Annotated in this window: 19 protein-coding genes and 1 pseudogene; 11 read left to right on the plus strand and 9 right to left on the minus strand. The window is 67.0% G+C overall.

Annotated elements, in window-relative coordinates; all coding sequences use genetic code 11:
• Positions 1 to 626: 626 nt before the first annotated feature.
• Both ACG83_RS41925 and ACG83_RS41930 read left to right on the plus strand, forming a co-directional pair.
• Entirely contained in the window at positions 627 to 2,015 is a 1,389-nt protein-coding gene (locus ACG83_RS41925) for a toll/interleukin-1 receptor domain-containing protein (RefSeq protein WP_083472995.1), read from the plus strand.
• Positions 2,016 to 2,151: 136 nt separating this feature from the next.
• Positions 2,152 to 2,607, plus strand: a complete 456-nt coding sequence (locus ACG83_RS41930) for a DUF4231 domain-containing protein (protein WP_083472996.1) — start codon at positions 2,152 to 2,154, stop codon at positions 2,605 to 2,607.
• 68 nt (positions 2,608 to 2,675) lie between these two features.
• Here the strand turns inward: ACG83_RS41930 and ACG83_RS03430 are convergent, their stop codons facing one another.
• Positions 2,676 to 3,191 (minus strand): 2'-5' RNA ligase family protein, encoded by a 516-nt coding sequence (locus tag ACG83_RS03430; RefSeq protein ID WP_235497567.1) that lies wholly within the window; start codon positions 3,189 to 3,191, stop codon positions 2,676 to 2,678.
• Positions 3,192 to 3,360: 169 nt separating this feature from the next.
• On the minus strand, positions 3,361 to 4,623 hold the full coding sequence (locus ACG83_RS03435; RefSeq protein WP_152991247.1) for a helix-turn-helix domain-containing protein: 1,263 nt from the start codon (positions 4,621 to 4,623) through the stop codon (positions 3,361 to 3,363).
• 233 nt (positions 4,624 to 4,856) lie between these two features.
• On the opposite strand from ACG83_RS03435, the gene ACG83_RS03440 reads away from it, so the two are divergent.
• Positions 4,857 to 5,480, plus strand: a complete 624-nt coding sequence (locus tag ACG83_RS03440) for a hypothetical protein (protein WP_054564672.1) — start codon at positions 4,857 to 4,859, stop codon at positions 5,478 to 5,480.
• Here ACG83_RS03440 and ACG83_RS03445 read toward each other — a convergent pair.
• A complete protein-coding gene (locus ACG83_RS03445) occupies positions 5,477 to 5,920 on the minus strand; it encodes a hypothetical protein (protein WP_235497569.1) in 444 nt (147 codons plus the stop codon). The two genes, ACG83_RS03440 and ACG83_RS03445, sit on opposite strands and share 4 nt — an antisense overlap.
• Before the next feature lie 127 nt (positions 5,921 to 6,047).
• Here ACG83_RS03445 and ACG83_RS03450 point away from each other — a divergent pair, with 127 nt between their 5' ends.
• Positions 6,048 to 6,584 carry a hypothetical protein gene (locus ACG83_RS03450; RefSeq protein WP_235497570.1) on the plus strand — a complete coding sequence of 179 codons (537 nt, stop codon included), beginning with the start codon at positions 6,048 to 6,050 and terminating at the stop codon, positions 6,582 to 6,584.
• Positions 6,585 to 6,799: 215 nt separating this feature from the next.
• Here ACG83_RS03450 and ACG83_RS45930 read toward each other — a convergent pair whose 3' ends face one another.
• The 6 genes from ACG83_RS45930 to ACG83_RS03480 all read right to left on the minus strand — a co-directional run bounded on the left by ACG83_RS45930 (position 6,800) and on the right by ACG83_RS03480 (position 11,332).
• Positions 6,800 to 7,375 carry an AlpA family transcriptional regulator gene (locus tag ACG83_RS45930; RefSeq protein WP_200931260.1) on the minus strand — a complete coding sequence of 192 codons (576 nt, stop codon included), beginning with the start codon at positions 7,373 to 7,375 and terminating at the stop codon, positions 6,800 to 6,802.
• A gap of 264 nt (positions 7,376 to 7,639) precedes the next feature.
• On the minus strand, positions 7,640 to 7,990 hold the full coding sequence (locus ACG83_RS03460) for a hypothetical protein (RefSeq protein WP_054564676.1): 351 nt from the start codon (positions 7,988 to 7,990) through the stop codon (positions 7,640 to 7,642).
• Positions 7,991 to 8,405: 415 nt separating this feature from the next.
• A complete protein-coding gene (locus ACG83_RS03465; RefSeq protein ID WP_054564677.1) occupies positions 8,406 to 9,836 on the minus strand; it encodes a DUF3987 domain-containing protein in 1,431 nt (476 codons plus the stop codon).
• On the minus strand, positions 9,836 to 10,675 hold the full coding sequence (locus ACG83_RS03470) for a bifunctional DNA primase/polymerase (RefSeq protein ID WP_054564678.1): 840 nt from the start codon (positions 10,673 to 10,675) through the stop codon (positions 9,836 to 9,838). The genes ACG83_RS03465 and ACG83_RS03470 overlap by 1 nt, the downstream gene beginning before the upstream one ends.
• Positions 10,676 to 10,841: 166 nt before the next feature.
• Positions 10,842 to 11,102 carry a hypothetical protein gene (locus ACG83_RS03475; protein ID WP_054564679.1) on the minus strand — a complete coding sequence of 87 codons (261 nt, stop codon included), beginning with the start codon at positions 11,100 to 11,102 and terminating at the stop codon, positions 10,842 to 10,844.
• Complete coding sequence (locus tag ACG83_RS03480; protein ID WP_083472998.1) at positions 11,099 to 11,332, minus strand: helix-turn-helix domain-containing protein; 234 nt, start codon at positions 11,330 to 11,332, stop codon at positions 11,099 to 11,101. The genes ACG83_RS03475 and ACG83_RS03480 overlap by 4 nt, the downstream gene beginning before the upstream one ends.
• A gap of 119 nt (positions 11,333 to 11,451) precedes the next feature.
• Between ACG83_RS03480 and ACG83_RS03485 the strand changes: the two genes are divergently transcribed.
• The 7 genes and pseudogenes from ACG83_RS03485 to ACG83_RS03515 all read left to right on the plus strand — a co-directional run bounded on the left by ACG83_RS03485 (position 11,452) and on the right by ACG83_RS03515 (position 18,819).
• Positions 11,452 to 12,555: a helix-turn-helix transcriptional regulator gene (locus ACG83_RS03485; protein ID WP_054564680.1), complete on the plus strand. Its 1,104-nt coding sequence runs from the start codon at positions 11,452 to 11,454 to the stop codon at positions 12,553 to 12,555.
• Positions 12,552 to 14,243 carry a tyrosine recombinase XerC gene (xerC, locus tag ACG83_RS03490; RefSeq protein ID WP_235497572.1) on the plus strand — a complete coding sequence of 564 codons (1,692 nt, stop codon included), beginning with the start codon at positions 12,552 to 12,554 and terminating at the stop codon, positions 14,241 to 14,243. Before ACG83_RS03485 ends, xerC begins: the two co-directional genes overlap by 4 nt.
• Positions 14,240 to 14,557: pseudogene (locus ACG83_RS03495) on the plus strand (hypothetical protein); the annotation flags it as partial. The gene xerC and the pseudogene ACG83_RS03495, both read left to right, overlap by 4 nt.
• 120 nt (positions 14,558 to 14,677) lie before the next feature.
• A complete protein-coding gene (locus ACG83_RS03500; RefSeq protein WP_054565389.1) occupies positions 14,678 to 15,784 on the plus strand; it encodes a site-specific integrase in 1,107 nt (368 codons plus the stop codon).
• Positions 15,781 to 16,119: a hypothetical protein gene (locus tag ACG83_RS03505; RefSeq protein WP_043591750.1), complete on the plus strand. Its 339-nt coding sequence runs from the start codon at positions 15,781 to 15,783 to the stop codon at positions 16,117 to 16,119. Before ACG83_RS03500 ends, ACG83_RS03505 begins: the two co-directional genes overlap by 4 nt.
• Complete coding sequence (locus ACG83_RS03510; RefSeq protein WP_051623938.1) at positions 16,116 to 18,380, plus strand: site-specific integrase; 2,265 nt, start codon at positions 16,116 to 16,118, stop codon at positions 18,378 to 18,380. The genes ACG83_RS03505 and ACG83_RS03510 overlap by 4 nt, the downstream gene beginning before the upstream one ends.
• Entirely contained in the window at positions 18,370 to 18,819 is a 450-nt protein-coding gene (locus tag ACG83_RS03515) for a DUF6262 family protein (RefSeq protein WP_023841883.1), read from the plus strand. The genes ACG83_RS03510 and ACG83_RS03515 overlap by 11 nt, the downstream gene beginning before the upstream one ends.
• Positions 18,820 to 19,075: the final 256 nt, after the last annotated feature.

The raw sequence follows: 19,075 nt of genomic DNA on the forward strand, positions 1-19,075 counted from the left end.
CGTATCCGATGCCAGGACGCGGATGCGGGCCAGACAGACCACGGCTGGAGTCCGCGCCGCGCCAGCGATCGGCACCCGCCAACCGTCACTGGCCGGAGATGCTGCCACACTTCACCCACGTCCGGCGTATTCCTGTCGGTTGAGCTCGCGTTTGACTGTCGCTTTGCCGTGCCCAGGCTTAGCGGCAAGGGTGGCCAGCGACCGCGTGCGTTCCGCCTGGGCGGTCAGGGGTTGCAGTAGTCGATGATGGTGAGCAGGGTACGAAACACTCTGCGGCGCTGCCGGAGAGTCTGCTCGGGTGCATATCTGCCAAACCTGGTAGTCGGTTGAGGTTCGGCGGCGCCGACGCCGTGGGCGTTGGTGAGCAGCCGTGGTTCGCTCCCACACTCGGCCCGGGACCTCACCTCGGCCGACCACGAATCGCAAATCCGATCGAACCATCGAGATTCGTAAGAATATACACCACTTGGAATCCGGGACCGCTCAGGCGACCTTCTCGACGAGGTGCGAGCACGAGCCAAGCAGGGTACACCGTAAATGATGCAGGCATATCTGACGATATAAAAATTGACTTGACAGGGGCAAGGTTTCACCATCACCGGAAAAGAAACTCAAGCGGGGCTTAAATGAAGATTCTTGTGATCTCCGATATCGAGAGTGAATTTTCTTCTAATGTCCAAAGTTCACTCTCTTCCGCAGGAAATGTGGCTATATCCAACCATGATCCGGATATTTCTCAGGATAAGATCGATGTTGCTGTAACCGTCGTCCCACCAGACGCAAGAATTGAGCAGTCGGAGAATCTCCGACAGCAGGTCGAAGTCGTGCGACAAGCCGACGTGGTGGTGGTCGGAGCAACTCTTTCTCAAAGCTCCGCTCTTCCAGCCGAGATCACAAGCCTTCCAGTCGAAGGTCCCTGGGTCGAAATCTGCGAAGGCGGGAGAAATATCACCCCATTGCTAGCCAGACTCGACACGCTTATGGCAGCACGCACACAGACGGAAGAGCAAGTAACCGAAAAACTTCCGATAAGGGTCTTTATTTCACACTCAAGCGACGACAAACTTGCCAGTGACGTACGCGTCGAGCTTGAGCGACACGGCATGGATGTCTTCTGGTCCGAGCAATCAATTGGAGTAGGCGAAGACTGGCTAGCAACCATCACCACTAGCATTAACGAAAGCGACGTTTTCGTTCTTCTACTTTCACCCAATGTTATACAAAAGCCAGATTGGGTATATCAGGAACTCCTCCTCGCAAAAGAGGCCAAACGCCGCATTATTCCAGTTATCTTGAAGCCAATTCCAGGAATTCCTCAAAATTTCGCCTTCCTTATACGCAATTTGCATTTTATCAATCTGGATCCAGGGTTCGAGGTAGGGATTGGCAGGATCGTTGAGGCGATCAGCGGTCAGGCTGGGGCGCCATCAAAAATAGACGGATTCCGGGCGAAGGTTCACCGGACTTCTGAGAAAGCCCGCCGAGTCGCTCACGAGCACGAACTTGGTAAAAAGGCCAAAAAATACGGCTCCGCAGCACTCGCGGGAGCCGCAGCTACTGCTGTCGCTGCCGGCAAAATCTTGAGCGAACAGCAGGAAGAACAGCGTGTCGCTAGCAGAATAGAAGAGAGGAGGAAGGAACATGCACGAAAAGTTTCAATGAAAACCTATCTCGATCGGACCTTCACCTTGCTTCAGGAGGCGGTCGAAGAGACTCAGCGCGCTTTCGAAATGTCTCCATCTGACTATAGAGAGGAATTTCGCCCTAAATTTTGGTATGTGCTCGGAAAGCTCGAGAGCGAACCAGTTCCAGAAAGAGTCCGGCATGAGCACGAGGCTCTAGTCACTGAACTGCGCAAGCTTCTCGACGAGTTCGACGACCTCGTACGAAAAATTGAGATGGGAAATCGATCCGCCGCTCATAGATTCCACGACAGGCTTAACAGAAAATGGGGGGCAACGCTTCAATCCAGCCTTGACTGGATCAGTTCAGTTAGCGCTTCCCTTGAAGAGTAGCCCATCACGAGGCGGCCTGCCCACAAGACTGCATGGACGGCAAAATTTACGGTATAAAACGCAGGACAGTAGCGGCCCTTGATCTCCGGTGTGCCGTAATCTGCCAGTAAACAAAATTGTTGAGGGTGATCCAGGGGTGGACGCTAGAGATTCTGACTTTGCCCTTCGCTTGGCAAACGACAGCTACGACTGGTATCGTACTCATGCTATCCGATCCCGTAAGCGCTACAGGCAGAATGAAATCCTGTTGCTATGCATCGCCGCAGCGATCCCGACCTCGGCGGTAATCGCTCCAAAGAACCCGGCGGTTCCGTCAATCATGGGCGCTTTGATTGTCGTCATGAGCGGTATTCGCACTATCTTTCACTGGCACGACAATTATCTCCGATACAGTTACGCGCGCGAGGCGGTAGAGGCGGAGCGCAGGCTCTATAGGACGGAATCCGCACCCTACGACGATCCAAGAACGCGGATGAAGCTGCTAGCGGCGAAAGTGACAAATATAGAGCATGACGAGATGGCGGAGTGGATAAAGATCTCTTCCGATCTCCCCAAGATTTCCGGAGGACGTCAGGATGGAGCTGTCCCCTGATTTTATCGGTGCTCCGGCAAGGCTAATCCCTGAATAACCGATCACCTAATCGTGCCGGATCATCTCACTCATCTGTCCGCGCCGAGTGGCAGCGTCGCGACCGTCGACCAGCGGTACACCTGCTCGTCTCGATTCAAGTTGATCAACTGCACGGCTGCCACCCGTGTGCGAACGGTTTTGGGTTCGGCTTCGGTGAGCCGCTGACGGAGCAGCTCCGCGGGAGCATCTGCGCCGGAATAGGCGACTGACACATGGGGGGTGAAGCCATCAGCTCGGTCGGGCACTCGACCCAGCCCCCACACGGCGCCGATCGCCGACCGGGCAGCGACCCGCACACTGTCAAGCGGCGCCCAAGGCGCCACCTGCAGCATCACGGCTTCCGGGTCCGCATCCACTGGTCCGAGCACCAGATCGAACGGGGCGAGGTTGGAAAGGCGGATCCTCGCCGCGTCGATGATGGCGGCAAGGTCCGTTTCGGTGACCTCGTCGGCGAAGCCGACACCCTGCATGGTCAGGTGGAGGCCCACGTCAGGAACCGGGTCGAGGGTGGGTAGGTCGAGGAAGGCCCGGTAGTAGCTGGCCACCTCTGCGACTTCGGGGGCCTGCTCGAAGGTGACGTGGAACGTGTAAAAGGACCGACCCACTCGCCATCCCGGCCGCCACCACCAGTGATCCCGCATCCGGTCCAAGCGGGCGAACGCCTCACGGCGCGCGGCGACATGGTCCTGCTCACGTATGGCCATGAGCGGCAGGTTAGCTCCGGGAAAGGGCGGGAGGTGGCGAGTTCTGCCAGTCCGCGGCCCGCTCGGCGAGGCTCCTCATCGACGCGGTGGACAGGTACCTGCGGCCGGCGTCGAGGAACTGCCCGGTCCGCGTGGCCACGGTGGCAATGGGCCGGGCTGCGGAAATGGAAAGGGCATGGCCGACGAGCTCGGCGGCCTGGTCTGGTTCGCCGACAGACAAGAAGGTCATGGCGATGTCGATCCGAGTAAGAGACCGCGGGCCGGCCATCCCTGCCGCGTCGAACCGGGCGAGTGCGGAGAACGCGAACCGGCGGGATCCCTCGAGATCGCCTACGGACAGCAGCGCCGTCGCCGCGTTCCCGTCGATGCGGGCCGAGCAATAGCCGTGCAGGGAAAGGCATGGGCTCACCGCACCGGGCAGGCAGTCGGCGGCAAGTTCCCGGGCCCGGTCGACAGCGGCCGTGACTGTACGGGAGTCACCGAGCCGTCCGGCGGCGCGGGCCTGACCTTGGACGAGGAGCCGTGCCTCCTGGGGACCGCCGCGGCCGTAGCGAAGCCCGTCAACGGCCAAGTCGAGGCAGGAGCGGTACTCACCGGCGTAGTACTCCGCGAGTGCCTGCGTGCCGCGCACCCACGCTCGAAGATCGTCGTCCTCGACGATGTCGGCGAGCTGGAAGGCCTCGTCGCAGTAGGCCCGCGCGGTGGCCATGTCACCGCGGTCGACGGCCAGAGAGCCGAGCAGGCCGGACAGCCGGGCAGCGACCCCGTACAAGCGGGCGCGCTGGCGGAGAGTCTGCCGGCCATCGCACAGGCCCTCGACCCACTCCCGCTGTTTCACCAGCCGGGGCACGAGCATGAGCGGGCCGAGTCGCTCGTACTCGCCGACAGCATCTGCGATCATGCGTTCGAGCTGGTCGAGGGCGGCGTCAGAGACATTGGAGGCGCCAGCCCGCCGCATCCGGTCGAGGATCTTCATCGTTGGTTCGAAGCTCGGTTCACCGATTCCGTCAGCATCGACGCTCGCAGGTAGGCCGGGCCGCAGGCCGAGCTGCTCCGGGGTGGCGCGGAAGAGGCGGGCGAGCAGGTCTGGGTAGGGCGCGCGGGGCGCGGCGGTTCCCCGCTCCCAACGGGAGACAAGGTTGCCGTCAGCGCCGACCCGCACCCGCAACTCATCCCACGCGACGGCAGCAAGTGCCTCGGCCAACTGACGCTGGTTCAGACCTGATGCTTCACGGCGGCGTCGAAGCTCCCGCCCGAATGCGCTGTCCCCCATCCCCACCTCCCACCAGGAAAGTAGCCGGGCTGGTGCGGACTGTGAATAGGCCCTCACGTGGTCTAGCCGCTCGCCTAGTCGTTCACGTGCACGCCTACTCGACGGCCTACGCCGTCGCCGTCAGGGCGGCGGAGGTGAGACGGAACGCTCGATTCACGTGACCCGTCCGGGGGCCAAGGGCCTCGTACCGATTCGGGCACAGACCAGCACCCACACCGAGCCAGGAGGCTCCCATGGACGCCAGCACAGCCACGGCCACCCTGGAACCGGAATCCGACGGGCGGGAGGTCATGCCCGACCCGTTCGGGGTCGCCCCCCGCGCCGTCGAGATTTTCGACGCGTTCCGGGATCACCGCGAGTTCGACCGGCTCCGCACCAGCACGCTGAAGTACCCGGACTGCTGGGCCACGTTCACCGGATATCCGATCATCGCCGAATGGGACCTGGACGCCGACGGGCCCTATCTGTTCACCGAAGCGCTGAAGGTCATGGCCATGAAGTCCGCGGTGTTCGAGCAGACCGGGGACGAACGACTCGCCGAGCTCGACGTGTCCGCGCCGGTCGATGAGATGGTCCACGCGCTGACTGCGCAGTTCACGATCCTGTCGCGGATGCAGACCGAGCTCGATGTCGTGTTCGTTCACAGCACGGACAACGAGCGGTTCCAGTACGACGAGGATGGCTACACCGACCAGATCTACGCCGCGGCGAACTGGGGTGTGATTCCCCGCAGGTACTGGATCGGCCAGGAGGAGACCCGCCGCCGACTCGCGGTCCTGTTCGAGCACTACGAGTCGATCGGCGTCGAGCAGGGCGGGCGCCGGCACAACTTCACCTTCAGCTACGCCACCGGTTAGCCGGCCGCCGCCAGAGCCGCCCGCAGGGCGTCCACCACAACTTCCGCCGGGAACCTGCTCGCCGCGGCCTGCTCGGCTTCGGTGAGCACCCGATCGACCTGCCCCGGGTCTGCGTGGCGAACCAGCGCCGACATCCACCCGGCAAGCTCCTCCGCCTGCTCCGGCAGCGGTCCCGGGGCAGGTCCCACGGACGCCTCCGCAGGCCACGGTTCCCCAGCGGAGGCATACCGCCCCGGCGAATATCCGATCTTGTCCGGGTGAACGCAGACCGGAACCCCGGTCATCACATCGCAGCGGTAGCCGCGGCTGGTGTCATACCGGCTACCCGGACCGGGGCCGTCCGCGATGTCGAAACGGCCCCGATCGTGCACCTGCCCGGGGCACACCGAGCACAGGGCATCCTCATCCCAGGGACGATCTATGTCGTTGTCGCCGGACATCACCGGTCCATCATCACCACCAGCCGGACCGATCAGGCGCCCGACCCGGCGGTCTGTCCTCGCACCCCCACGGCCTTCCGTCGTCGACGCGGCACTCGCCATCGCGCGCCGCTGGTGCGCCGGCCACGTGATCGACGGGGCGCCAGCTCTCGCACACGCCGTGCGTGTCGCCGTTCTACTCGGCCGGCACCTGCCCGACGCTCCCCCACCACTGATCGCCGCTACCCTGCTGCACGACATCCCTGACTACACAGGTCCTGACGCTCTCGCCGCGGAGGTCGGCGACCGTTGCGGCACCGCGACCCTCGTCACCCTGTGGCTGATCCACGGCGAGCACATCGCCATGGATCAGTACCGGCACGACCCGGCCGCCGCTACCCGCCGTCTCACCCTGCTCCGCCCGGACATCGCGGCCACGCTTGCCGCGGACAAGGTGATCAGCTTGTCGTATGTGCTCGGCGGCGCACGCCACGCCCCGGACGTCCACGCCTATTGGGCCGACCGCCGCGCCTTCCTTCTCCTCGTGCCGTACTTCCGCGACTTCCTGGCCGCGACGGCACCTCACCTTCCCGATGGCCTCGCTGACCAACTCGGCGACCTGGTCCGCGAAGCGGGCCGCGCACTCGTGCTCGCCGCTCATTTACCGGCTCACCAACCCCACTGATGCGCCGCCGCAATCCCCGCAGATCACGACTCGTCTGAGGCTCTGAGCCCGGTTGCGCCGTTCCGCCCTGCGCCCTGGCTCATGGGGTTGTGTTAGCTCATGACCCCCTTCGCGGCCCGTTCGCCGTCGGGGCGCCTCCATGGGGCCGACGGCCCGGATGTTCGTCCATGGGGTCCAGCCGATCCACAGGTCCGCTCCCCCGGCCGGCCGGGGGCTCAGGAGCTCGGCAGCCGGCCCACCGGTTGTGTCCTCTCATCAACCGGTCGGTCGATGGGTCGACCGTGATGCGGCTGGTCGATGGGTCCGTCGGCAAGCTCCGGCCGGTGTTCGTTGATCCACTCGTCGATGTCGTCGGCATCCCAGCACCGGGCCGAGCCGACCCGCCCGACCGGTCGCGGCCACCCGGGGCTGTGGGTGAGCTGGCGAACCCGCTCCCGGGACAGGCCCATGCGTCGGGCGACCGCTCCTGTCGTCCACACAATGCGGCGGCGGCCGTCGGGATAGCGGATCACGTCCAGGTCCAGGCAGCCGGACCGTTCGATCACCGGCACCATCAGCGGGGCGTCGAGAGTAGGCAGGTAGGGCCGGCCCGACGGGCAGGCCCGGGTTCCGCGTTGGGGCGGGAACGCTCCGCGAGAACGGCCGAAGTGCGCCGGCAACGTCCAATCCATGACGAACCAGTACCTGCGCCACGCGGTGGCGGTGGACATGCCCAGGGCCTGGGCAGCGGCGCGTAGGGAGAGGCCGCGGAGCATGGCTCGGATGACGGCGTCACCCTCAGAGAGCTTCACGTGGTGCGGGGTCTGGCGGCGTAGGTGAGGGATGGGCCCGCCGCGGGGCCGGGGTGGTGGGGGTATGTGGTCCATCGGTGTTTCACCTCCTACGTCATGGCGGGCGGTGCAACATGCTGTGGGAGACCGGGGCTGTCACACGGCCTGGGTGTGACACAGTGCGGAACGGTTCGGCGTTGGGGGCTCATAAGGTCGAGCCGGTCCGGCGGGAGCTCATGGGGTCGGGGTTGTTCGGTCGGTCAAGCGTTCGGGCGGTTGCGGGGCTCACGGGGTGGTCGGTCGGTCATGTGGTCCGTCGGTGAGGCGGCCGGCGGCGGCCGGGTCGAGCGGGATCCGCCAGCGTCCGCGGTCGTTCGGCGCGTAGCCGAGTGCGCGTAGCTCGGCCTCGTCGAGGCACCGCCGGTTGCCGGTGATGGGGCCGGTGCGGTGGGCGTCGAATCCGCCGGTGCTGGCGAACGTGCGGTGGCAGGTCGGGCAGTGGGCGGCACCAGTGCCGATCGGCCACCGGGTGGTGCAGCCGCCGCATCCGGCTGTCGGGTCGTTGCGGGCCCCAGGGGAGCCGGTAGAGGGCCGCGGGCTTGTGGGGGTAGGGGTCAGTATGGATGTGTGGATCATCAGGTTTCCCGGGAATGAGCTCGCAGCCGTGGTGGCAAGGCGGGCGGAACGGTCAGAAGCAGGCCGAGACGTCGGCGGTGTGGATCAGATCGGAAAGTCGGCGGCCTGGTCGCGGGCGGTGCGGGCCCACTTCCGCCGGTCTGCGGCGCGGCGGATGCCTATCCGGCGACGGGCGGCGGCGATTTACTCCGGGCCCCAGCGACGCTCTCGGAACGGAGGTCGATACCAGGAGTGATCGGCGATGGCCGCCGTCAAGATTGCCGCTGTAGCTGTCGGGCGCGGCTACCTGTGATCGAAACGGTGTCGGCAGAACGGTGTCGACACAGTGTCGACACGGGGCGGTGTCGACACCGTTCTGCCGCATTTCTGATCTTCGGCATCCTGGTATCACTGGATTCTTGACCATCTCTTCCTGTCACCGTCCTTCGGTGTCGACACTGTCGACACCGTCCGGATCCGGGGAGATCGAGAGACTCACACGGGGGTCTCGGGGGGCGTAGACGACCGTCGTCCGCGTCCCTCCACCCTCCGGCGTCTCCTCACGCACCGTGCAGGGGAACAGGGCTCGATACTCGGCGAGTACCTCGTCAAGCTGGGCGGCTTTCCGGATGCCGCACGGCTTCGCCCGGCCGATGTCCCGGCGGGTCACCCGCCCGCCCCTCTCTGCGATCCACCCGGCGAGACGATCAGCGACGTTGATCAGTGTCTCTTCCCGGCGTGAGGTCGCGAGCGTCTCCGCGGTGCCGCCGAGCACCTCCCAAACGCTGATCGTGTAGTCGACCAGAGCAACCGCGCCGGTCATGGCCTCCGGCGGTATGGGCCCCTCCCCGCCGGGGGTGACCAGCTCGGCAAGCACCAGCGCGACGCGCAGGGCCTGCCGGTCCGCCTTGGATGCGGCACCGGCGACGGCCGCAGAGGTGTCGGTGCGACGCTCAATGTCCGCCCACCGGGCGACGGCCGCGCGCCATGCCCGGTCGGTACCCGTGTCCAGGTGCCATTCGCGTGCCTGAGACAGCCGGGCAGCTTTCTGCACCCACGCCTCCCATCCGGCCGCCGGGGGCGTTGGCGTGGCCGTCACCGTGCCGGGCGAGTAGTGCGGAAGCCATCGGGCGCGGGCCCCGTCTTCGTCGTCACCGAGCAGAGCGACGTACTGAGGTTGGATGCCGCCGACGATCGGCGCGACGGGCGCCGAGACGCGAATGCTGATGTCGGAGCCCACTCGGTCATAGGAGACAGCCGCGCCATCCCAGATGGACAGCCACCGGGCCCGGTCTCCGCCGTCCCCACCGGTGCGGTATCGCCCCATCCCGGCAAGATGGGTGCGCAGCTCGTCTACAGCCGCCGCGCACCGGCCGCCGGTCGTGTCCATGACCCGCATGAACATCTCGATGGTGACGTCATCGACGGTCCACCGTGGCCGTGCCGGCCGCGCGGGCCGCGCCTTCTTCGGCGCGGCCTCCCAGTCCTCGATTTCGCGGCGCCACATCTGATAGGCCGCTTCCTCGACGTCGTCCAGCGGCGTCCGGGCGATGCGCAGCGCGGGTGACTTCCCGCCCGACCGCGGGGCGATCAGCGGGACCCACAGCCCCGGCCGTTCCACCCACGACGGGTAGTCCGGATTCGGCAGCAGCCTCGCATGCATGACACAGGTCGCACCCACGCCGAGCCCGGCACCGCCCACCATGGCGTCTGGCAGACCCGTCGAGGTGGCGCGGTCGAGCAGGTCGCCGAGTGCACCGACCGCCATCGCCGCGCGCGGGTATATCGGCACCGGCACGACCGGCGCGGGCGTCTCCGATTCGGCCTGCCGCTGTCGGACACGGCCGACGATCGACTCGGCGTCCATCACCGGGGCGTCTCCAGCCCGCGGCGCATCCCGGAGGTGATCGTGGCCGCGACCTCACGGTCCAGCAGACCGACCTGCCGACCGGCCGTCAGCAATGCGTCCGCGGCCACCAGATCGCCGAGACGGCCCGCGGCGATGTGCTCACCAGCTCGGCATGCAGCCCAGTGAAGGGCGTTGTTCCGGTCACCTTCCCGCGCACGTAGGACCACGTCCACAAGGCCCACAAGGGGATCCCGTGACCCGGTCCGGCGTTCCCGCTCGACCCGATGTTCGGTAAGGCGGACTACCGGCGGGACCGCAGGATCGGCGGGGGCAAGCTGCCCGGCCGGCCACGGCGCCAGGAACCCGGCGATGTCACCAGCAAGCAGACCGGACACATCCCCGCACCAGGCGTACCGCTGTCCATTCGGGTGGATCGACGGCGGCGCTACTACCTGCCCCCCGTCCGCCTTCACGTCCAGGCCGGAGCCGAAGGAGTGCGCGCGGCTGGTGACCTTGGCCCCGGGGCGGCGGTAGTAGAAGTGGATGCCGTCCGACCCCGTGACGACCACCGCTGTCCCAGGCAGGGCACCCACCCGCGTCTCCAGCTCGGCGAGAGATTCGGCGCCGCCGGATCGCGGGTCGAGGTCCAGCACGGCGAGTCCGGATCGCGGGCCCGTGACGATTCCAACGTTCGCGTCTGGACGGCGGGCCCACCACCGCCGGATGACGTCCGGGTCGGTGCTCGCCGTGTTCGTCCAGTCGGGAAGGATCGGCCGTTTCCCGCGTGGCTCCAGCGGCACCACTGGCCAGTCCAACCGGGCGTACCGGAGTGCGGCGCCGAGCAGGGCAGCTCCCACATCCGCGTGAATCCGGCCCGCCGTACGCTGAACGTGATCTGTGCCGTTGCCCGTGTGCTGATCTGCGAGAGTGCCACCTTCCCGCCGGAGGTGGCCTCTTTCGTTGAGGGACTTCACTCGATCTGTCCTTGGAGTCTTCGGCGCGGTCGTGGTCGGCGGTGAGGGCTCACCCGGTTCTCACCGGCCCGTCCACGTCGGCGGGTTCGACTCCCAGCAGAGCCAGGATCGGTCGGGTCGGGACGATGTACCGACAGCCGTGGCGGATCACCGGCACGGGAAATTGGCCGTCACGGATCAGCGCCCGCGCCTTCCACAGCCCCATCCCGAGCGCGCTGCCGGCCGTCTCGACGTCAGTCGTCGCGGGCAGCTCCCGGAGCTGGGCAGCCGTCCAGGAACCCCGGCGGGCCTTCCGGACTGAGCCGGTCATGCCGACACCCGCCGATTGGCCTCCGCCTTCTCCTGCTCGGCGATCCAGTCGTCGACGGCCTCACGGCGGTACAGCACGGTGTTCCCGACCTTGAAGCCGCACGGGCCGTACCCGCGGAGTCGCCAGTTCCTGATCGTGCCTACGGGCCTGCGCAACTTAAGCGCCAGATCTTCCGTGGTCAGGAACTCCTGCCAACGCTCCCGCTCGTCCGCGATCACCGTGTCGTCCACAGCACCATCCCTCGTCTCACGCTGATGACCATCCATCAACGTGAACCGAGTGAAGCCCCATGATCCGCTACTTGTCAAGTAGGGACTTCTGCATCAACGCGTGCGGTACAGTCCGGCGCATGACACCGGATCACACGGACTCACGGTCACTGCGTGCGGTGATCGGTGAGGGCGTGCGCCGAGTACGGACCGCAAAGAAGGGCGTCCGACAGGAGGACGTCGCCAAAGCCGCACGCTCCTACGGCCTGAACTGGGACTACTCCCGCGTAGCAGCACTCGAACGCGGCGAGAAAGCAATCAGCGCGGAGGAACTCGCGCTTCTGCCCGACATCCTCTCGATCGCGTGCGTCCGGCTGGTGAAGCTGCCGAACCTGATCGACCCGGACGTCTGGGTGCAGGTAGGAGGCCGGGTCATGCCGGGCTCCGACCTCATCAAGATCTACGCCGGGCAGGGAGCTCTCAGGGCACAAGCGGCACACACGAACCCCGACGACTGGATCCGACGCAACGTCGAGGTCACGCGAGCCTGGGACGACAGAGACCGGCTCATGCGACTCGGCGCCATCGTCGAGAACTCCGAGTACTTCGACCTACATGCGCTCGTCGCCTCCGTGACCGTGGGTCTCACCGAGGAACGAACCGCCCGCCGAATCGGCGAACGCCCCCTGGTCGTGGCCTATCTGTCGCGCCTCCTGTGGGGACGTCCACTCGGCGAACAACGAGACCGGCTGGTCTCGGAACGAGCCGACGCCGGAGACGACCCAGCGCGCCTACGTGCACTTCGCGGCCGGGTCACCCGACAACTGATCGACGAGATGACGGCGGAGATCGGACGGCGAGAGGCCCACCACGACCTGTACGCCGAGCACACCCGCCACGTCGAGTTCTGGTCGTTGAACCGCGACAGGTACCACGCCGTGTCGGCCACATCCGACCCGAAGCTTCATCAGCACCGAATCGACACAGACAGCCCAGGCACGGTCGATGAGTGGCTGACCAACACCAGCCGCCGCGACATGGACATCGCCGAGCGTGCCATTGCCGACGTCCGTGAACAGTTCCGCGAACGCGGCTTGCCCCTACCCACCCTGCCAAGCGGTTTCCCGCGCCTGGACGCGGAGGCAACCGCGTTGGCACGGCTGGCCGCCGCCAGCGGACCACTCGGCGAAGCGGACACACCCAGCACACACGGCATCGACCCGACCAACGAGGACACCCAGTGAAGATCACTGCAAAGCACAGGTGCGGGTGCCGCAGCCCGGAGACCGGGCAGAAGTACCCGGCCGGCACCTGCCCAGACCGAAACAAGCGCGGGCACGGCTTCTACGCCGGTGAGTTCCGGGTGCCGGCCGAGCTCGTCGCTCTGGCCGGCACGGACCGGGTCCGGTTCCGCGGCGACACCCGCAAGGAGGCCGAGGACGACGGCGACCGCAAATGGGCGGCGATCCGCGCCGGTCAGCAGCACATCGGCAAACTCACGGTGAGTGCCTACCTCGACGACTGGTTGGGCCGGAAGAACGCGCTCCGGCCGACCACCCGGGCCCGGTACGGGCAGTTCATCCGGCTGCACCTGGTGCCATTCCTCGGAGAGATGCCGCTGTCGGGTCTGCGTGCCGAGCACATCGACGCAGCGCTGAAACTCGCCGTGAAGGCATCCCAGGAACGCCGGGGGCGGCCGGTTGGTCCGGCGACTGTGAAGGACGTGTTGGAGATGCTGCGGACCGCGTTGAACGACGCGGTTCGACAGCGGAAGCTCGACTTCAACCCTGCGAACGGTGTTGAGCTGGCGTCCTACTCGACACCCGAAGTGGAGCCTTGGGAGGCAGCAGAGGTCGGCCGGTTCCTCGACGAGGCCGCAGACGACCGGCTCGCCGCGGCGTACGAACTGATCGCGTTGCACGGCCTGCGCCGGGGTGAGGTCTGCGGGGCCACCTGGAGTGGGCTGGACGAGGCCGCTCGGGTGCTGGTCGTCCGCCAGCAGATCACCCGGTCCGGCGCATCGCTCGGCGTGTGGGCGCCAAAGACGAAGTCCGGCCGCAGGAAGGTGGATCTGGCTGAGGTCACGGTGGGATCTCTTGGCGTGCACCGGCTCCGCCAGGACGAGGAGCGGGACGCCGTCGGGCCGACATGGGACAACGGGACCTTGCCCGACGAGCACGGCAAGCCGGTGCATCTTCAGGATCTGATCTTCACGCATCCGTCGGGCCGACATCTGGCCCCGGAGTACCTCACCCGACAGATGCAGCGGATCGCCCGGCGGGTCGGTCTGCTCGGCACAGTGAAGGTCGCGGCGGAAGCCGACGCGAACACTGTCGTCATCGGCACCCGGTACCGGCCGGCGGCGGGCGTGTGGACGCTCTACCGGGACCGGGAACCGGTCGGGCAGGTGACCGTGCTCGGCGTCGCCGTCCAGGGCTCACGGTCGGTACTGCACCTGGCCGAACCTCTGCCGGTCGACCTGGCCACGGGAGACGAAATCGGCGAACGCCTGCTGTCCCCCAAGCGGCTACACGACCTTCGCCACGGGTCGGCGTCGATCATGCTTGGTGAAGGCATCGACATCACAACCGTGTCCAAGATCCTCGGTCACTCTTCGACGTCGATGACCGGGAACACGTACGCACATCTGCTCCGGTCGACCGGGCAGGCGGCGGCGGAGACCGTAGCCGCGGCGATCCCCCGCAAAACGGTTCGTCCGCACCATGTCCGCACCAGCGGCGCGCACGGTGGCGGGATTGTGAAGGCTGGTGGCGTTCCTACAGGTAGAGGGGCCGTCCAAGGTGGACGGCCCCTCTCGGCATCGGTGGACCTAACGCACCACAATAAGAACCGCCTGATCTTGGTCCAGGGACCTGAGATCGCTATCCGACCGGTCTCCACGAGGCCCCTGGCCAGGGGTGATGCCCAGTGAGCGCCCAGCCGGCGACCTCGCCCCTCGAATCGAACACACGTTCCGTAGACCTGGTGGGCCCGAACGGCACCGCCCGCATGGTGACCGTGATCGTCGGAACCGTCGTCGGGCTCACCTTCCTCTTCGGCTTGGGCAACGTCGCCACACTCGGCATCCGACTGGGCGTCCCGACCTACGTCGCGATTCTCGTGGCACCCGCAGTCGATCTTTCCGTCGTCGGGCTCCTCCTCGGCGCCCGCCACCTCACCCTTCACGGCGGACCCGCCGATGTCATCCGCGCGGCACGACGCCTCCTGATCTTCGCCAGCGTTATCTGAAGCTGTCGTAGCTCTGTCTTCGGTGTCCGGGACGGGCGTTCGAGGCCCGATGATCTGCCTTGTGGACATGGTTATCTCCACCTCGTCCAGCACGTGGATGAGGTGGAGGAGGAGCGGATGCATGTCCAGCGGGTGGCCTTGCCCGGTTCCCGGGTGGATTCGTGGACTGTCCTGGGTGTCGACGACGCTCCGGTCGAACCGGTCGAGCGGTATCTGGCCTATCTCAGCGATATCGAGCGGTCTCCGAACACGGTCAAGGCCTACGCCCATGATCTGAAGGACTACTGGGTCTTTCTGGGGTGGCGGGGGCTGGACTGGCGGGAGGTGCGGCTGGAGGACATCGGCGAGTTCGTGGCCTGGTTGCGGCTGTCGCCGGCGGGCCGGGACGGGCGGGTGGCGGTGCTGCCGTCGGTGGAGCCGGCGGTGTCGGCGTCGACGGTGAACCGGAAGCTGTCGGCGTTGGCCGCGTTCTACGCCTACCAGGTGCGCCATGGCGTGGATCTGGGCGAGTTGCTGACGACGTGGGGGCCGCCGGGCCGTCGCGGCGGGTGGAAGCCGTTCCTGCATCACATCGGCAAAGGCAGGCCGCAGCCGCGGCGCACGATCGCGTTGAAGACCGCGAAGAAGCTGCCGCGGGTCCTGGCGGCGGCCGAGGTGCAGGCTGTGCTGGACGCCTGCACCCGGCTGCGGGACCGTTTCCTGTTCGCTGTTCTCTACGACACCGGGATACGGGTCGGCGAGGCGCTGGGCCTGCGGCATGACGATATCGACGCGGCTGCCTGCGAGGTTATCGTTGTCCCGCGGGACAACGATAACGGTGCACGGTCGAAATCCCGGGGGCGGCGGGTGGTCCCGGTGAGCGCCGGCCTGGTCCGCCTTTATGCGGACTACCTGCATGGCGAGTACGGGGATCTGGACTCCGACTATGTGTTCGTCAACCTGTTCGCCGAACCGCGTGGGCAGGCATTGTCCTACCCGGCCGCCTACGATCTGGTGAAAAGGCTGCGGAAACGCACCGGGATCGATTTTGACCCGCACTGGTACCGGCATACCTATGCCACCCGGCTGCTTCGCGACGGGGTGCCTGTCGAAGTGGTGTCCACTTTACTTGGCCATGCCAGCGTCACCACCACGCAGACGGTTTACGGGCACCTGACCGTGGAAGACGCTCGGCGGGCGCTTGCGGCGGCGGGCTGGTTCACCGGGACCGAGGTGGCCCTGTGACCGCCTACGAGATCATCCACGCCGAGCAGGCTGGCTGGCAGCGCCGTGCCGCCGCCGAGTTGGGGCGGATCCTGGCCGAGCACCCTGGCCTACCGGCGCTCGCCTGGACCGTGGGGCCGGCCGGGGCGACGCTGTCCGGCCGGGTCGGCGGGCTGGTGCCGGCGGCGCGGGTGCGGGCGGATTTCGATGCCTGGCGGGCCGCGCTGGCGCTCGGCGAGCACCAGCCCGGCACCGGCGCAGGGGTGACCCATCTGCACGCGGCGGCCTACCGCAACCGGGTCCGGGTCACGCTGTCCGCCACCGTCTGCGACGACGACGAAGGCGATGTGCGATGAGCCGCCCCCACGCCGGTTCCAGGCCGGCGGGCGGAGCGCCCGCGGCAGGCCGGGCGGGGCTGTCGGCCACGCTGATGGCCGCGGTCCGCGCGGAGTTCCGGGTCGAGGTCCTCACCATCGACCCGGCCGACCCGGTCTTCGGCGGCCCACCCTGCACGGTCGCCGGCTGCGAACGGACCAGTCGCAGCCAAGGATTGTGCGTCGGCCACAACCAGCGATGGCTGCGCGCGGGAAGGCCCGACCTGACGTCGTTCCTCGTCACCACCGCACCGGCGCTGCGCGGCCGTGCGCCCCTGGCCTCGTGCCGGGTGGAGACCTGCCGTAACGGACGTCATGCCTACGGCCTGTGCACGGCGCACGAGCACGTCTACGCACGGGCCGGCCGCCCGGAGCTTGCGACCTGGCTGGGCCAGCTGCCGTCGGTCGACCCCTCGGTGCCACGCGAGCCCTGCCGGGTGACCTACTGCGACCTGTGGGCGCAGGGCAGCGTCCCGTTGTGTGTCACCCACGCGTCGCGGTGGAGCCAGGCCGGGAAACCCGACGTCGAACAGTTCGCCCGGGATTACGGCGACTGGACACCGCGCGTCGAGCAGATCGATCTGCGCCGGCTCGGCCCCCAGCTGCGGCTGGAGATGCAGTACGTCATCCAGCGGCGCCGCGACGACGCGCAGATCCGCACCACCCCGACTCTGGTCCAGACCGTCGTGCACTTCTTGGCCCGCAGCGGCGCGACGTCCCTGCTCGACCACACGGAGCAGACCTGGCGGGACCGGTTCGGGCCCCGCGGACCGAACTCGGGCACCTCCGCCCGGGCCCTGCTGCTGTTCGGGCACCGCCAGATCGAACAGCTCACCTATGGCAGCGGCTGGGACGTCGAATATCCCCGCGACGTCTGGCGGCTGCACAACCTCGGGATCACCGAGTTCCACCGGCACCTGCGGTTCGACCGGATACCCCAGCCCTGGCTGCGCGGGCTCGCGAAGCGGTGGCTGCGCTGGCGGCTCGGCGGCGGCCTGAGTGAGAACGCGGCCGGGCAGTCGCTGGCGGCCCTGGTGCGTTTCGCCGTGTTCCTCGCCGCGAAGGGCATCGACTCCCTGGCCCAGGTGGACAGGCCGATCCTCGAACGCTATCTCGCCGAGGTGCACAAGGCCTTGGGCGGGAAGTCGTCCCACGGGACGACCATCGGCTACCTGGGCGCCTTCTTCCAGGCCATCCGCCGGCACCGCTGGGACACCTCGCTGCCGGCGAGCGCCGTCTTCTTCACCGAGGACTACCCGGCCCCGCCCCAGCTGCTTCCCCGTGCCCTGGCCGAACACGTCATGGCCCAGGTCGAACACCCCGACAACCTCGCCCGCTGGCACGACCCGGCCAGCCGCGTCGTCACCCTCATCCTCATCCACACTGGCCTACGCATCGGCGACGCACTGCAACTCCCGGTCGACTGCATCGTCCGGGACACCGACGGCGCCCCCTACCTGCGCTATCTCAACCACAAGATGAAACGGGAGGCGCTGGTCCCCATCGACGAAGAACTCGAAGCCGAGATCACCCGGCAGCAGCGCCGCGTCACCGACCGGTGGCCCGACACCACCCCGACGCTGTTTCCCAAGACGAAAGCCAACCCGGACGGCCGGAAACCACTCGCCAGCTCCACCTACCGCACCGCACTCGCCCGCTGGCTGACCCGCTGCGACATCCGCGACGAACACAACCAGCCAGCTCACCTGACCCCACACCAATGGCGCCACACCCTCGGAACCAGACTGATAAACCGAGACGTCCCCCAGGAAGTCGTCCGGAAAATACTCGACCACACCTCCCCAGAAATGACCGCCCACTACGCCCGGCTACACGACACCACCGTGCGCCGCCACTGGGAAAAAGCCCGCAAAGTCAACGCCCACGGTCAGGAAGTGACACTCGACCCGGACGGGCCCCTGGCCGAGGCGGCCTGGGCGAAACAGCGGATCTCCCGCGCCACCCAGGCGCTGCCGAACGGCTACTGCGGCCTACCGGTACAGAAAAACTGCCCGCACGCGAACGCCTGCCTGACCTGCCCGACTTTCCTCACCACCGCGGAATTCCTACCCGAACACCGCCGGCAGCACCAGCAGACCCTGCACATCATATCCGCCGCCGAAGCCCGCGGCCAGCAGCGCCTGGCCGAGATGAACCGCCGCGTCGCCGGAAACCTCGAGAAAATCATCACCGCCCTCACCGAAGACAGCAGGCAGAAAGACACGGTCGCCGATGCGTCCTGACAACACCGCCCCCATCACCGCCGCCGCCCGCCGCCGGCACGACCAGGCCCGCGCCCGCGCTACCCAGGCGCTGCGCGAGCTCGACCGCGCCGGCGCCCCCGTCACCTTCGGGTCCGCGGCAGCCGCAGCCGGCGTCTCCCGGTCCTGGCTCTACACCCAGCCCGACCTGCGCGCCGAGGTCGAACGCCTCCGCGCCGCCACCAGGCAGACACCATCCCCGCCCGTCCCCACCCGCCAGCGCGCCTCCGAGGCCGCGCTGCTCGCCCGGCTGGAAGCAGCCCTGCAACGGAACCGGGAACTCGCCGACGACAACCAGCGGCTACGCCGCCAACTCGCCCACGCCCTCGGCGACCAGCGAAAACCACCCACCGGACACGCGGACAGCCGACCACGCCGGAACATCCCAGAAAACTCTCCCACAACGATCGGACCGTGCTGAACAGCAGGAAACGATCTCGGGTGTTCGCGTCGACGACATCGTCCTCGACGCGAACACCCAGGTCACAGCCTTGATCAATAGTGAAGCTCAAGATAACCAGCGTGGTGACGCTGGCGTTGAACATCGCCGAGCCGGTGATCGCGGGGGATTACGGGAAGGCGGCGTTCGACGCGGTTGGTTCTTTCCGCTTAGTTGCTGTGTGGCGATTCGCCGTTGACCTGGGGCGACACGGCGTGTTTGGTCGTGGTTCGGCGCC

Source organism: Frankia sp. R43 (genome assembly GCF_001306465.1).
GTDB classification, from domain to species: Bacteria; Actinomycetota; Actinomycetes; order Frankiales; family Frankiaceae; genus Parafrankia; species Parafrankia irregularis.

Coding starts and splice junctions, on each gene's coding strand:
- ACG83_RS03440 (WP_054564672.1), top strand. CDS start 4,857: ATGGACGCCAGCACAGCCACGGCCACCCTGGAACCGGAATCCGACGGG.
- ACG83_RS03475 (WP_054564679.1), bottom strand. CDS start 11,102: ATGACCGGCTCAGTCCGGAAGGCCCGCCGGGGTTCCTGGACGGCTGCC.
- ACG83_RS03515 (WP_023841883.1), top strand. CDS start 18,370: ATGCGTCCTGACAACACCGCCCCCATCACCGCCGCCGCCCGCCGCCGG.
- ACG83_RS03500 (WP_054565389.1), top strand. CDS start 14,678: ATGCATGTCCAGCGGGTGGCCTTGCCCGGTTCCCGGGTGGATTCGTGG.
- ACG83_RS41925 (WP_083472995.1), top strand. CDS start 627: ATGAAGATTCTTGTGATCTCCGATATCGAGAGTGAATTTTCTTCTAAT.
- ACG83_RS03510 (WP_051623938.1), top strand. CDS start 16,116: ATGAGCCGCCCCCACGCCGGTTCCAGGCCGGCGGGCGGAGCGCCCGCG.
- ACG83_RS03445 (WP_235497569.1), bottom strand. CDS start 5,920: ATGTCCGGCGACAACGACATAGATCGTCCCTGGGATGAGGATGCCCTG.
- ACG83_RS03435 (WP_152991247.1), bottom strand. CDS start 4,623: ATGGGGGACAGCGCATTCGGGCGGGAGCTTCGACGCCGCCGTGAAGCA.
- ACG83_RS03460 (WP_054564676.1), bottom strand. CDS start 7,990: ATGATCCACACATCCATACTGACCCCTACCCCCACAAGCCCGCGGCCC.
- ACG83_RS03465 (WP_054564677.1), bottom strand. CDS start 9,836: ATGGACGCCGAGTCGATCGTCGGCCGTGTCCGACAGCGGCAGGCCGAA.
- ACG83_RS03485 (WP_054564680.1), top strand. CDS start 11,452: ATGACACCGGATCACACGGACTCACGGTCACTGCGTGCGGTGATCGGT.